General features: G+C 37.3%; 15 protein-coding genes, 1 pseudogene and 1 riboswitch. Of the genes and pseudogenes, 14 read left to right on the forward strand and 2 right to left on the reverse strand.

Translation table 11 applies throughout. The annotated features are described in order from the left end of the window. Window positions 1–74: 74 nt before the first annotated feature. The 12 genes and pseudogenes from D1B32_RS03995 to D1B32_RS04045 all read left to right on the forward strand — a co-directional run bounded on the left by D1B32_RS03995 (window position 75) and on the right by D1B32_RS04045 (window position 8999). A complete protein-coding gene (locus D1B32_RS03995; protein WP_095309738.1) occupies window positions 75–350 on the forward strand; it encodes a hypothetical protein in 276 nt (91 codons plus the stop codon). Window positions 351–480: 130 nt separating this feature from the next. After that, window positions 481–866: pseudogene (locus D1B32_RS04000) on the forward strand (HIT family protein). Window positions 867–1068: 202 nt separating this feature from the next. Further along, a complete protein-coding gene (locus tag D1B32_RS23990) occupies window positions 1069–1245 on the forward strand; it encodes a hypothetical protein (RefSeq protein ID WP_095309736.1) in 177 nt (58 codons plus the stop codon). A 128-nt stretch (window positions 1246–1373) separates the two neighbouring features. Then, window positions 1374–1637 carry a hypothetical protein gene (locus tag D1B32_RS04005; protein WP_095309734.1) on the forward strand — a complete coding sequence of 88 codons (264 nt, stop codon included), beginning with the start codon at window positions 1374–1376 and terminating at the stop codon, window positions 1635–1637. A 187-nt stretch (window positions 1638–1824) separates the two neighbouring features. Beyond that, a riboswitch (PreQ1 riboswitch) is annotated at window positions 1825–1871 on the forward strand. An 88-nt stretch (window positions 1872–1959) separates the two neighbouring features. Beyond that, window positions 1960–2394 (forward strand): 6-carboxytetrahydropterin synthase QueD, encoded by a 435-nt coding sequence (gene queD / locus D1B32_RS04010; protein WP_095309732.1) that lies wholly within the window; start codon window positions 1960–1962, stop codon window positions 2392–2394. Continuing rightward, a complete protein-coding gene (gene queE, locus D1B32_RS04015; RefSeq protein WP_095309730.1) occupies window positions 2391–3116 on the forward strand; it encodes a 7-carboxy-7-deazaguanine synthase QueE in 726 nt (241 codons plus the stop codon). Before queD ends, queE begins: the two co-directional genes overlap by 4 nt. Window positions 3117–3327: 211 nt before the next feature. Beyond that, window positions 3328–4698 carry a dipeptidase gene (locus D1B32_RS04020; protein ID WP_118888689.1) on the forward strand — a complete coding sequence of 457 codons (1371 nt, stop codon included), beginning with the start codon at window positions 3328–3330 and terminating at the stop codon, window positions 4696–4698. Between the two features lie 92 nt (window positions 4699–4790). After that, window positions 4791–5534 (forward strand): (S)-benzoin forming benzil reductase, encoded by a 744-nt coding sequence (locus D1B32_RS04025; RefSeq protein WP_095309726.1) that lies wholly within the window; start codon window positions 4791–4793, stop codon window positions 5532–5534. A gap of 91 nt (window positions 5535–5625) precedes the next feature. Next, window positions 5626–5763, forward strand: a complete 138-nt coding sequence (locus D1B32_RS04030) for a YjcZ family sporulation protein (RefSeq protein WP_095309724.1) — start codon at window positions 5626–5628, stop codon at window positions 5761–5763. 214 nt (window positions 5764–5977) lie between these two features. Beyond that, window positions 5978–7063 (forward strand): RNA-guided endonuclease TnpB family protein, encoded by a 1086-nt coding sequence (locus D1B32_RS04035; protein WP_118888690.1) that lies wholly within the window; start codon window positions 5978–5980, stop codon window positions 7061–7063. Window positions 7064–7454: 391 nt separating this feature from the next. Then, a complete protein-coding gene (gene map, locus D1B32_RS04040; RefSeq protein ID WP_118888691.1) occupies window positions 7455–8210 on the forward strand; it encodes a type I methionyl aminopeptidase in 756 nt (251 codons plus the stop codon). 27 nt (window positions 8211–8237) lie between these two features. Then, window positions 8238–8999: a cobalamin-binding protein gene (locus tag D1B32_RS04045; protein WP_118888692.1), complete on the forward strand. Its 762-nt coding sequence runs from the start codon at window positions 8238–8240 to the stop codon at window positions 8997–8999. Window positions 9000–9148: 149 nt separating this feature from the next. Here D1B32_RS04045 and nhaC read toward each other — a convergent pair whose 3' ends face one another. Further along, on the reverse strand, window positions 9149–10519 hold the full coding sequence (gene nhaC / locus D1B32_RS04050; protein WP_118888693.1) for a Na+/H+ antiporter NhaC: 1371 nt from the start codon (window positions 10517–10519) through the stop codon (window positions 9149–9151). Window positions 10520–11139: 620 nt separating this feature from the next. On the opposite strand from nhaC, the gene D1B32_RS04055 reads away from it, so the two are divergent. Both D1B32_RS04055 and D1B32_RS04060 read left to right on the forward strand, forming a co-directional pair. Then, entirely contained in the window at window positions 11140–11823 is a 684-nt protein-coding gene (locus tag D1B32_RS04055; RefSeq protein WP_095310045.1) for an AzlC family ABC transporter permease, read from the forward strand. Next, window positions 11820–12113 carry a branched-chain amino acid transport AzlD family protein gene (locus D1B32_RS04060; RefSeq protein WP_118888694.1) on the forward strand — a complete coding sequence of 98 codons (294 nt, stop codon included), beginning with the start codon at window positions 11820–11822 and terminating at the stop codon, window positions 12111–12113. The genes D1B32_RS04055 and D1B32_RS04060 overlap by 4 nt, the downstream gene beginning before the upstream one ends. Before the next feature lie 53 nt (window positions 12114–12166). Here the strand turns inward: D1B32_RS04060 and D1B32_RS04065 are convergent, their stop codons facing one another. Beyond that, a complete protein-coding gene (locus D1B32_RS04065) occupies window positions 12167–13039 on the reverse strand; it encodes a cation diffusion facilitator family transporter (protein WP_095309713.1) in 873 nt (290 codons plus the stop codon). Window positions 13040–13175 lie beyond the last annotated feature (136 nt).

Genomic DNA, 13175 nt, shown 5'->3' on the forward strand with positions numbered 1-13175 from the left:
ATATGGTAAGATAATTATGTGAAATGTTGTTCTTAATGTAACTGGCAGTTTAGCACAAAAAAAGTGGGGATAAATTGAAAAGTGATAATACAAATAAAGCTTTAAGAGTTGGGACTAACACCTTGCTTATTTTTTTAATTGTAGGTGCAATAACGATGTTTTTCGATGACGATTATAGAAATGACCATTTGGGTTGGATAATTTTGATAGCTTTTTGGATGTTTAGCAGTTTATATGGCTTGGTTATATGTATAAAAGAAGGTATGAAGAAGTTAGCAATAGTTAATTTATTATTAGTAGCTGCTGCTTTTTATTTTTTACTGACCCGCAGTATGGAATATTTCAATTAAATGGCACGATTGTTTAATAAGTGCCATTTAATGCTTCTTCAAATGGTGGTGCTATAACTGAATAAATATGTGCTAGAATCGGGTTATGTAGAAGTTACTGAGAAGAGAAGTAAAAAATGAGGAGATTACCATGGAAAAGTGTGTTTTTTGTAACCCCTATTCAGAACCTAAACAAAAAGTTGTTTTGAGTAATGAACATTGTCTTTTTTTACAATTAGATCAATCAAAAATAAAAGCTGGTCTACTTGAAGGAGCAGGGCTCATTGTTCCTAAAAATCATAGAGAAACGATGAATGGGCAGCAACTTACAGTCTTCTTCAAGAGGTAAAAAAATACTTAGACAAAGAACATGAACCTCAAGGATATAATCTTGGTTGGAACTGTGGTGAAGTAGGAGGTCAGCATATTTTTCATGCTCATTTCCACATTATACCAAGATTTAAAGACGAACCACTTGCAGGTAAAGGAATAAGGCATATGGTTAAAAGTAAAGAAAATCTAAGGAAAAGTTATTAGGTTATGATGCAAATGGTAGCAATGGTACTAACGGTGTAGGTTTAGTGTAAAAGGACACCGGCTCTGTCTTATTGAAGTATAGTAATAGGTTTGTTAAAGATTTATTTTCGAAAAGAGGTTAGATTTTGGCTGTTTACCTATTCAAAAGATACTATTTTTCCAAATTAAAGATTAGTTTACCTATGGAAGAGGTGATAATCCGATGAATATTTTCATCATTGGTGGTGCCATTTTAGTAGTACTTTTCATAATTCTCCCGTTTTTTAACATTGAAAGTTTCTTCTTATTTGTTTTAATTGAATGGATTACTAAATTTGTTTTACCTTGGATAGCTTTGTATTGGCTAATCAGAGGTGTAAAGGCATTAGAGAAAAAATAAATAATTCTTATTGAACGATCTGTTGCTACTCTTCAATTAGAGAAGTGGCTTTTTATCGTTTGCGGGGCGGGGTTGTTAAGTAATTGAAAGGGATATACCTGAGGAATTTTTTAGAGGGAAGGGTAGTTTTGAAGGAAAATAAACAAGCTCTTTATTTCAATATGACTTTGGGAACAATCGGCATTATACTCGTTGCTATAGCTGCAATGAGGTATTTGATTAAAGAAAATGATAATTTAGGATATGCAATTATACTTTTTGGTTTTATATTAACAGTTAGTTATATAAATTACTTAGAAAAAAGAGCAGGGATAAGTAAAAAATTGAGTTGGATTAGAATTATTGTATCTTCAATTTTATTTCTTATTTTTACATATTTCTTATATTTTTAGCTGTCTATTATTATAGTAAACTGATGCAAACGTTAAACAAGACGATCATCGGTTATCGTCTTTTCCTTTGAAACGTTTTTTGCTATACCATGAATGAATTCATTTCTATGTTGACATGTATTCTTTAATCTTAAACAAAAGATATGGTAAAGTAAGATGGTAAGTGAATAATAGAATCTGCGTATTGGCAGGAGAGGTTCGAAATTCCATCCCTCTATAAAAAACTAAGGAGCATGGACAGCATCTTCTTAGTGTTGTTCTTTTTTTATTTGGATGGATACAAGCTCCCAAAGATACAAAATAAACGAAGGAGTGATGATTCATGATGCAACAGATTTATCCAGTTACAGAACATCCCTATGCATATGAACTAAATAAAGATTTTCAATTTGCCGCAGCTCATTATGTACCACATGAGGATGCTGGGAAATGCCAAAATATGCATGGGCATACCTATTTTACAAATGTCACCATTGCTGGAGACGAGCTTGATCACACAGGTTTTTTGGTAGATTTTAAAAAAATAAAAGATTTAATTCATAAGCGATTTGATCATCGTATGATGAACGAAGATACCAAATTCTCCGACCAGGACGCTGAATATTTTCCAACAACAGAAGTGGTTGCCCGTACTATATATGAAATCATTAAGGAATACCTAAACACCCTGTCGAATAACCCAACTTGTGTTCAGGTATATTTAAGGGAAACGCCCACAAGCTATTGTATTTACCGACCGAAGGAGAAAACATTATGAGAAAAATACCTGTACTTGAAATATTTGGTCCAACCATTCAAGGTGAAGGAATGGTCATTGGCCAAAAAACGATGTTTGTCAGAACGGCCGGCTGTGATTATTCCTGCTCATGGTGTGATTCGAAATTCACGTGGGACGGTTCAGAAAAGGAATCGATTCAAATGATGGAACCGCAGAAAATAGTGGATGCCTTATTTGAAAAGGGCGATGGAAGATTTCAGCATGTTACCATCTCTGGAGGGAATCCAGGATTATTGGCACAATTGAATACATTGGTAGATTTACTTCATGAAAATAAGGTGAAGGTTGCATTGGAAACACAAGGTAGCAGATGGCAGAAATGGTTTACAAAGATAGATGATCTGACGATTTCGCCTAAGCCACCGAGCTCTGGAATGACTACAAATTTTGAAACATTGGATTTTATCATCCGTTCATTAGAGGAAAAGCAACAAGGCAATTTCAGTTTAAAGGTGGTCATCTTTGAGAAAGGAGATTTGCAATATGCCATCAACATACACAAAAGGTATCCTGATGTAGAATTGTTTCTGCAAGTGGGTAATGATGATTTGGAAACAGTAGAACAGGATAAGTTGTTACCATATTTACTTGAAAAATACGAACGATTGGTTGACCTTGTAATGAATAATTCAGAATTGAACGACGTTCGGGTATTGCCACAGCTTCACACTTATTTATGGGGGAATAAACGTGGTGTTTGATATAAGTCCCTTTAAAGTCCATTTCCAATAGCGAATGTGAAACTTTAATAGGTGATCTTGAACTTAAGGGTGCAAATCTTGAATAAAGAATTGTACCCTTATTTATTAATATATATCTAAAACGAAACCCATTAGTTTGACGAACTATTCCTTTTCATTTCCGTTATGCTAAAATAAACTATATATCAATATGATAGGAGAGGAATGTCTAATGAGTGAAAAAGCATTATACTATTTGAAGGACAACCGAGAACGTCTGCTAACCAAATTGAGTGATTTCCTGGCGATTCCGAGTGTGAGTACGGATAGTGCATACAAAGGAGATGTAACTCGTGCGGCAGACTTTATTGTTACATACTTAAAAGAGATTGGTTTTGACAAGGTAGAAAAGCAGGAGACAGAAGGTCATCCACTTGTATATGCTGCGTACAATGGGGCGGGAGAAGATGCCCCAACAGTGCTTTTTTACGGGCACTATGATGTCCAGCCAGTAGACCCGATAGACCAATGGAAAAGTGATCCTTTTCAAGCAGAGGTAAGAGATGGTCGCCTTTATGCACGTGGTTCAAGTGATGATAAGGGACAAGTATTTATGCACTTGGCAGTTTTTGAGGCTTATATGAAAACCGAAGGAAAACTGCCGCTCAATGTAAAGGTATGCATTGAAGGGGAAGAAGAGATTGGCAGCGAGAATTTGTACAACATTTTACAAGAAAAGAAAGAGCAATTTCAAGCAGATTTTGCAGTTATCTCTGATTCCGGTATGGCGGCGAAAAATCAACCAACCATTCTATATGGGTTAAAAGGATTTACGGGCATTGAAATTACCGTAAATGGGCCCGATCATGATTTGCATTCCGGTATGTATGGTGGTGCAGTAAGAAACCCGATTATCGCATTAAGCCACATACTCGCATCAATGAAGAATGAAAATGAAGTAATCACAGTAGATGGTTTTTATGACGATGTAGAACCACTGAGTGGTGCTGAAAGGAAATTAATGGAACAAGCTCCAAGTGAGGATTTTGTTGAAGCAACTGGTATACCTGAGACGGTATCTGAAAAAGGGTATACGGCTAAAGAACACACGATGGGACGTCCGACATTTGAAATAAACGGAATCTATGGCGGATATCAAGGAGAAGGAACGAAAACTATAATTCCATCTTCTGCAACTGCAAAAATAACCTGTCGACTTGTTCCTGGACAAGATCCTGAAAAAATTCAGGAATTACTAGAAGCACATGTCAATAAAGTTGCTCCTGCAGGTGTAACACTAGAAGTGAAAAAAGAAAAACTATCTTCTAAAGCATATAAAGTAGAGCCGAACCATCCACTCATTAAAAAGGCTGCTGCCAGTTATACGAAAGCTTTTGATAAAGAAACAATTTTCATTCGCATGGGTGGTTCGATTCCTGTCGTAGAATGGATTGAGGAAATTTACGATATGCCAATTGTTTTATTAGGATTTGGAACACCAGAGGATCGCTTGCATTCACCAAATGAAAGCTTCCCGTTAGATAGCTTTGATAAAGGGATGGAAACACTCGTATACTACTGGGATGAAATTAATAAGGAATGATTAAAGTACCCCGTTTCTCCTTTTCAGATTCGGGGTAATTCTGTATTAAGATAAATAAAAATATGAAAAACCGTTAAAAGGAGAGAGTGGAAATGAAATATGCCATTGTTACCGGGGTCTCGAAAGGGCTTGGAGAATCGATTGCCAAGTTGTTTATTGATTTAAATATTCATGTAATTGGACTTTCTCGTAGTACGAATAATCAGTTAGAAAATCACGGAGATTTATTCACGCATATCTCTTGTGATCTGGCAAATATCAATACATTGGATTCAGTATGTGATGAAATTAGCGATGTTATTTTCTGGGAGGAAGCGACAACGGTTTATTTAGTAAATAACGCTGCTACGGTTGAGCCAATTGCTCAATCGATGCATATAAAGACTACAGATCTTACAAAACATGTGAATCTCAATACGATTGCTCCGATGGCAATAACAAATTATTTCCTAAAAAAGACAACGGAAAAAGGGGTTCAGTTAATTAGCGTTGTAATCACTTCTGGTGCAGCTGAAAAGCCATCTTATGGCTGGAGTGCTTACTGTTCAACTAAAGCGAGTGTGAACATGTATACGAAAACTGCTGCACTTGAACAGGAAGAATTGAAGAATGGTCATAAAATAATCGCGTTTAGTCCAGGAATTATGGATACAAACATGCAAGAGAAAATACGTTCAAGCTCTGAAGATGAATTTGCCGATGTGGAAAAGTTTAAAGAATTTAAGGATAATAACTTGCTAAAAGATACAGATTTAGTTGGTGGAGTAGTGGTTGATATTTTAACAGATGATGATGTGGAAAACGGAAAAATTTATCATGTGCGTGATTATGTATAAGTATTTTTAGAAAAAAAATGAGTAAATAGCCCTCCCAATTTGATGAACGCAGCATAAAGTAAAGTAGTCTTGAAAATAGGGAGGGAAAAAAATGAGTAAAGATGTTGGAGGTAAAGAGTTCGGCTCTGGCGGTTTCGCCTTGTTAGTCGTATTATTTATTTTATTAATAATCATTGGCACTGCTTATACAGGCGGGGGCAATGGAGGCTATGGTGGCTACTGCTGCTAAGAAATAGAATACAATAAGATGAGGTGCTTTCGCATTTCGTCATCATAATAAAAATGCAGCAGTTATCCTGCTGCATTTTTATTTGGAAACAAATACATTCCATGTTTTAAACTTTACAGTATTTGAGATTTTCCCTTAAACCCAATCTAAAAGTAACACTTAAACAGCACAAACGTTCCCTTTTGTGATATAATTTAAGCAGGAGGTGTATAACGTGCAAACGATCACACTTAAGCTGGAGCTACAAAAACCGACAAAAGAGAAAATGGCAATGTACCAAAAAATGACAGCGATTAATACCGCTTTTTCAAATTGGTTGTTGCATTTTGATGGACTTCAAACAGCTACTTCGAAAGTATTTAAACACTTTTCAGATAAGCCATTTCCTGCAGCTGTTGTCAATCAAACGATTCAAACAGTAAAATCGAAAAAGAAAAAACAGAAAACGAAAACTTTTCGCCGTATGTGGTGTGGATTCAATAATCAAAACTTTAAGGTTGAGAGAGAAAACAGATTATATAAAGTCTCTTTTCCAACACAAGAAAAGCGGATTGGTGTGCCAGTTGTCTGTAAAGACCATCAAAAGCCATGGCTTGACAAACTTTTGTCTAGTGAGGTTAAACAAGGCACTACAGAGCTTTTTGAAAAAAGAGGGCGGTGGTTTGTCGCAATCAGCTTTTCTTTTGAAGTAGAACAAAAGCAAGCCGATCAAGCTCAAGCCAAAACCATGGGCATTGACATCGGAATGCGCCAGCTTGCCACCTGTTCTATTGGGACGACTTCTATCTTTTTCCCAGGGAAGGAACTCGGATATCGAAGAAGACGTTTCGCTTCCCGTAGGCGAAAACTTGGCAGCTTGAAGAAGCTTGAAGCTATCCGTAAATCGAAAAACAAAGAATCCGACTGGGTGAAGGAAACAAACCATAAGATAAGCCGTCAAATTATCAGATTCGCATTGGATAACGGTGTTCATCTAATTCGAATGGAAGATTTGACAGGTATCCGGCATTTCAGAAAATCAAAAAAAGAAGCAGGTCGAACTTTGCATCGCTGGTCCCATTATCAATTGCAACAGTTTATTGCATACAAGGCACAAATGGCAGGGCTCTTGGTTGAGTATGTGAATCCAACCTACACCTCCCAAATGTGCAAATGTGGACATGTTGACAAGCGAAATCGGGATAGAAATGCTTTTTGTTGTAGGAAGTGTGGCTACCGAAGCCATGCAGATATAAATGCCGCCATAAATATTTCGAAAGCAGTGAGCGGACTATCCGAGGAGAAATCTAAAAAGAATTAGTGTCGTGGTAATAGTGACACCGCCTGTTTTGGTACACGCCTATCAAAGATGGGTGGAACGAAACAGGGCGGGGCAATGAGATGCCCCTTAACTTGCAGGCTGTTCAAAAACAGAAATGGATTGCGAACGGTAAGTCATGCAAGAATCCCACTCGTTAAACCTCTAGGTATAGAGCTAGCGGCTTTAGCCTTGGGAGTCTCAAATAATGGTTTACAATGAAGGAAAGTGTTTGTCATGAATTTTATGTTTTGAATAATATAGTATAGTAGACTGTTACTGAAAGTAATTTTATTTTATGATAAAATTTATTTTGTATATTTCCTGTTATTAACCATAATGACTTAACAATAAGTGTTCGTAATGTTGACGATAAAAGAGAGGAAGATGACCAATGATTACACGAAAAAGTAAACGTGAGATTGAGCAAATGCAAGCTGCTGGTGATGTGCTTGTTGCGTGTCATAAAGCGATAGCTGATATGATAAAACCTGGGGTTACAACCATGGAGATTAATGATTTTGTAGAAAAGTTTCTATCTGAACGGGGAGCGACACCTGAGCAGAAAGGATATAACGGCTATCCGTATGCAATTTGTGCATCAATTAATGATGAGATATGTCATGGCTTCCCGAGAGAAGAAAAATTGCAAGATGGTGATATTGTTACAATAGATATGGTTGTGAATCTTAACGGTGGGCTAGCCGATTCAGCATGGACGTATGCAGTTGGAGAAGTTGATGGGGTAGGAAAACGCCTCATGGATGTCACGAAAACAGCTCTGTATAAAGGGCTTGAACAAGCCCAGGTAGGTAAGCGTATTGGAGATATTGGCCATGCTATTCAAACCTATGCAGAAGGAGAAGGCTTTTCTGTTGTTCGTGATTTCACTGGGCATGGAATTGGACCGACGATTCATGAAGATCCGCATATCCCGCATTTCGGCTTGCCTAATAAAGGATTGCGTCTTAAAGAGGGTATGGTGATCACAATCGAACCGATGATTAATGAAGGAAGCTGGGAAAGTCAAATGGATGAAAATAACTGGACAGCACGAACTATTGATAAAGGACGCTCAGCACAGTATGAGCATACAATTGTAATTACAAAGGATGGACCACTTTTAACGACGGATCAAGACAAGGAATAATAGTACGTTACGGGGAGACGATTGTCTATGCGTGTTGTATCAATCTGTCCGAGCAATACGGAAGTTTTAGCATATTTGGGAAAACTTGATGTGTTAGTTGGTGTAGACGATTATTCAGACTGGCCGAAGAGGGTATTGGATTTACCGAAAGTTGGGCCGGATCTTTCCATCGATATGGACAAAGTAGAAGCATTGCAGCCAGACCTCATACTAGCTTCTTTAAGTGTTCCTGGAATGGAAAAGAATATCGAGGAGCTAGATGCTAGAAAGCTCTCTTATATTATTTTGAATCCGAATTCTTTAGAAGAAATAGCAAATGATATTCGAGTAGTTGGAGAAGCTCTAAATGCTAAATCACTTGGAGATGTGAAAGCTCACGAATTCCTTGCTGAAGTGAAGGCTTATAAAGAAAAGGCACTCGAACAAGAACATAAACCAACCTTATATTGGGAATGGTGGCCAAAACCAGTTTTTACTCCGGGATATGTAAATTGGCTTACAGAAATAAGTCAATTGGCAGGAGCAGCAAACATTTTCGCAACGGAACATGTTGCTAGTTATCAAACAAATTGGGATGAAGTAAAAAAAAGAGATCCAGATCATATTTGTATGGTTTGGGTAGGAATAAAAGAAGATAAGATGCGACCTGAATTAGTAAAAAAGCGACCAGGCTGGAATGAAATGAAAGCAATTCGAAATAACAATATTCATGTTTTAGAAGAATCGCTCTTTTGCAGACCGTCACCAAGGTTGCTTGAAGGCTTAAGAAAGTTATCAAAAATAATATGAGGCTTTTCCTTATCGGGAAAGCCTCATATTATTGTTTTTGAGGATAGGTAACTATAAAAATTTGAATGCTGTGGATTACATATTTACCGAAACAGCCATGTCCAGCTTTGGCGCCACGCGCTTTTGTTCAATCGAAACACATTAGTAACTTATTTTTTCAATGTTGCCGTTTTTGCTCCGAATAAAACCGTAATAACAGGGCTGAGCAGGCAGAAAAATGCGAATGGCAAATAATCTAGTACAGGTACATCTAGTACATCTGCAATAAATACACCACAAACACTCCAAGGAACGAGTGGATTAATCACGGTTCCTGCATCCTCCAGAGATCTAGAAAGAGCCTTTTTAGTTAGACCAGCTTTTTCATATACCGTTTTAAATGTTTCTCCAGTAAGTAGAATGGATAAATATTGTTCGCCAATTAGGACGTTGACACCAATTGCTGTAGCAGCAGTTGCTGCGATAATGGAACGTGCTTTTCGTAATTTTTCCTGAAAAGTGGCTAGCATCGTAGGAATAATCCCTGTTACAAATAATAGGCCACCAAAGCTTAAAGCTAAAATAACGAGTGAAATCGTGAAGAGCATACTGTTTATACCGCCTTTGGAAAGCAACTCATTAACCGGTTCAAAATTTGTAGTCCCAGTATAACCATTAAACCAATACGCCCAAATTTCTGACCAAGTATGGTCACTTGTTATTCTTGCTATAAATGTTGCCACCAAACTGCTTACAGTTAAGGCAATAAAAGCCTGGACTTTAATAATTGTGCAAATAACGAGAACGATCAATGGAATCCATGATAACCAATGAATTAATCCAGAAGCTTGTAATGCTTCACGGTAGGATACGATACTTTGTAGAGACGTATTTTGTTCTGGCGATATTAAAACAAATAAAATTAACGAAATGATAAAAGCTGGTATCGTTGTTAAACTAATATGCTTTATATGGTCAAATAAATCTACTCCAACGATAGTTGAAGCAAGATTGGTTGTATCAGATAGCGGCGACATTTTATCCCCAAAGAAAGCACCAGAAACGATTGCACCTGCTGTAATTGCTAAGGAAGCTTCCATTGCACCTGCCATTCCAATAAAGGCGACGCCAACAGTTGCAGTCGTCGTTAAGGAACTACCTAGTGTTACGCCTATAATCGCAGTAACAGCAAAGACAATTCCATAAAACCAAGTTCCGCCAATGATTGTGAAGCCAGCATTGATTAGTGCTGGGATGGTCCCGCTAACCATCCAACTGCTAATTAGAATCCCAATAAGGAAGAATAAGAAAATAGCTCCCATACCTGATTGTGCTCCTGAAATCATGGCATCTTGTAGTTCTTTAAAAGTGATACGTTTAAATAAACCGTATGCAACAAGTATAAAAATCCCGAGTAAAATAGGTATATGTGGCACAGCTTCTAATCCAATGATAAAGTAGCTGATTAAACCGATAATCAGTAAAAAAAAGAAAATTGCTTCGATAAATGAAGGTTGATGCTTTGGGTTAATTGGAATCATGATGTTTACTCCTTTTGAAGATATTAAAAAACTTGGTCTGTGGCTGTTACCAAATACAAAAAAGCTCCGTCCCCTAAAAAAGGGACGAAGCTATACTCCGCGTTACCACCCTGATTGGTGAAATACAATTCACCCGCTCATTGTATGCAATCCTTTGAATAGTTCATGCTAACATTCAGCATATATCTAGACAGGATTTGTAATTCAACTATTTTCCGCCAAAGCTTGCACCAACCGCTTTGTCTCTATTCTTTGCTAAAAAATAATCTACTTCGAATCCCTAGGATAAATTGCGTAATTCAATTATGTAATATTGACTATACATGCTCCAATCTTCTTTTGTCAACACCTCCTATAAGATAGAATCCTTCCATTTTAGGAAATATTCAGTTATACTATAAAGAATTTTATATGCGTTACCAGGCTGTAATTCCCATCACCACGAAGATCGAGAGCAAAAACAAGAGAAAGGGGAGGAAGACACTATATTCTGCCTTAGCTTTATTATGTTTTATCGACTAGCAATAGAGTACTGCTAAAAGAGGAAGTTTTATTTTACTTGAGGAGGCTTGTGAGACATTGTGTTAAAAGAAGAACAACATTCGTATACTTCTATACATATGATTCGAAAAGGGTTTGCAACAGGGTTTCCAATAATTCTTGGTTATTTGCCAGTTGCGATTACATATGGAGTTCTAGCCAAGCAAGCAGGGATGTCATTAACAGAATTAACATTGATGAGTGCTTTGGTCTATGCAGGTGCCAGTCAGTTTATGGCAGTGAATATGTTTGCGGTTGGAACAGGAGCATTGGAAATTATTATTGCAACCTTTGTCCTGAATTTCCGGCATTTTGTTATGAGTTTATCTTTTATGAATCAGCTCAAAAAAATTAAACTAAAATGGAAAATTCCATTAGCTTTCGGATTGACCGATGAATCGTTTGCAGTCTCTGCAATGAATTCGAAAGAAGCAAGCATGAAAAAGGGTGCTTTATTCTATGGCACGATTCTTGCTAGCGCATATTTATCATGGGTTTTTGGTTCTCTGCTTGGTGGTATGCTTGGAGATATCATACCCCAAAAACTTAGTCAAAGTATGGGGATCGCATTGTATGCCATGTTTATTGGACTGCTCATTCCATCTATTAAACAGGAAACAAGAATAGCTGCGATTGCAATTGTAGCAATGCTAGTCAACGCAGGATTTGTTCAGCTGGGGATGAGTACTGGTTGGGCAATCGTTGCTGGAACGATTATTGGTGGGTTTAGTGGCATTTATTTCCTAGGGGAGGAACGCACATGATTATTTTGATGATTATTGGGATGTCATTAGCCACAATGCTGCCAAGGGTTATTCCTGCTGTTATCATTGAAAAAATGCAGTTTCGTCCTTGGATTAATAAGTGGTTGAGTGCAATACCATATGCAGCACTAGGAGCTTTAATTTTTCCTGGTATTATGTCTGTTAAACCAGAAGAGCCTCATCATGGAATGATAGGTGGACTTGTGGCAGTTGTTCTGGCATACTTTGGATTAAATATTATTTTAGTTGTCTTAGGAGCAATTCTTACTGTTTTTTTATTATCATTTTAAAAAAGCTCCTGATCAACAATCAAAAAATAGGCTTAGCGATGATTTGCTAAAGCCTATTTTCCTCCATATGGTTCAATATGGATATGCGCATGTGTGATGCGATGCTTTTTAAATAAATAGTCTTCAATTCTTTCCGTAATGCGGTGACTTTCTGCTACATTCAAAGTTGGGTCAACTAAAATGGTGATCTCAATTAATGCTTGATTACCATGGACTCTCCCTTTGACATCAACGACTTCTATAACCTCAGGTACTTTGATAATGCTTTTCTTAATCATTTCCAGCTGTTCTTCATCGAATCCATCTGTTAGTGTGTGTGTGGCATCTTTAAAGATATCCCATGCTGTTTTACAAATAATAATTCCGACGACCATTCCAGCTAATGGATCGAGCCAGAAAAGCCCAAACTGTGCCCCGCAAATACCGATAAATGCCCCAATACTTACAAGCGCATCTGAACGATTATCCTGTGCAGCAGCGTTTAATGAGCTGCTCTCAATTCTTTTAGCAAGTTTAGCATTATAGCGATATACAAATAACATAACAACTGCAGAACCTAAAGCGGTCCATGCTGTTAACATGCTTGGCTGTGAAGCTTCAGCGGCAGCCATACTTTTCAATGTATCGTATATCACTTGTACGCCAATAAACATCATGATAAAAGCTGCAAATAATGCTGCAACGGTTTCAGCCCGGTAATGCCCATAGCGATGATCCTTATCTGGCGGCTTTCTTGATATTTTTAGGCCGATTAACACAGCAACAGAAGCAATTACATCCGTAATATTATTTAATCCATCTGCATAAAGGGCAGCAGAGTCTCCAATTGTAGCGATATATAATTTAATAATGGCAAGCGTAATATACGCAAAAATGCTTAGCCATGCGCCTTTTTCTCCCATTTTCAGGTTTTCTGAATGATTCATCCTAAATGCCTCCACATTTAATTGTTTCCATTTTTATATAGCTTTAACAGTCTATCAGAGCAAGACAAGGTGGGTCTAGAGAAACATTCAAGACCCTGGTTATATGTATTGAAGGGTGTGAAGGATGTTTACAGAG

Origin of the sequence: Oceanobacillus profundus (genome assembly GCF_003515705.1) — a bacterium.
Classification (GTDB): Bacteria; Bacillota; Bacilli; order Bacillales; family Amphibacillaceae; genus Oceanobacillus; species Oceanobacillus profundus.

What these genes read in the sequence shown, in the direction of transcription:
- D1B32_RS23990 (WP_095309736.1), top strand. Translation starts at nt 1,069, where the DNA reads ATGAATATTTTCATCATTGGTGGTGCCATTTTAGTAGTACTTTTCATA.
- queD (WP_095309732.1), top strand. Translation starts at nt 1,960, where the DNA reads ATGATGCAACAGATTTATCCAGTTACAGAACATCCCTATGCATATGAA.
- queE (WP_095309730.1), top strand. Translation starts at nt 2,391, where the DNA reads ATGAGAAAAATACCTGTACTTGAAATATTTGGTCCAACCATTCAAGGT.
- D1B32_RS04020 (WP_118888689.1), top strand. Translation starts at nt 3,328, where the DNA reads ATGAGTGAAAAAGCATTATACTATTTGAAGGACAACCGAGAACGTCTG.
- D1B32_RS04025 (WP_095309726.1), top strand. Translation starts at nt 4,791, where the DNA reads ATGAAATATGCCATTGTTACCGGGGTCTCGAAAGGGCTTGGAGAATCG.
- D1B32_RS04030 (WP_095309724.1), top strand. Translation starts at nt 5,626, where the DNA reads ATGAGTAAAGATGTTGGAGGTAAAGAGTTCGGCTCTGGCGGTTTCGCC.
- map (WP_118888691.1), top strand. Translation starts at nt 7,455, where the DNA reads ATGATTACACGAAAAAGTAAACGTGAGATTGAGCAAATGCAAGCTGCT.
- D1B32_RS04045 (WP_118888692.1), top strand. Translation starts at nt 8,238, where the DNA reads ATGCGTGTTGTATCAATCTGTCCGAGCAATACGGAAGTTTTAGCATAT.
- nhaC (WP_118888693.1), bottom strand. Translation starts at nt 10,519, where the DNA reads ATGATTCCAATTAACCCAAAGCATCAACCTTCATTTATCGAAGCAATT.
- D1B32_RS04055 (WP_095310045.1), top strand. Translation starts at nt 11,140, where the DNA reads ATGATTCGAAAAGGGTTTGCAACAGGGTTTCCAATAATTCTTGGTTAT.
- D1B32_RS04060 (WP_118888694.1), top strand. Translation starts at nt 11,820, where the DNA reads ATGATTATTTTGATGATTATTGGGATGTCATTAGCCACAATGCTGCCA.
- D1B32_RS04065 (WP_095309713.1), bottom strand. Translation starts at nt 13,039, where the DNA reads ATGAATCATTCAGAAAACCTGAAAATGGGAGAAAAAGGCGCATGGCTA.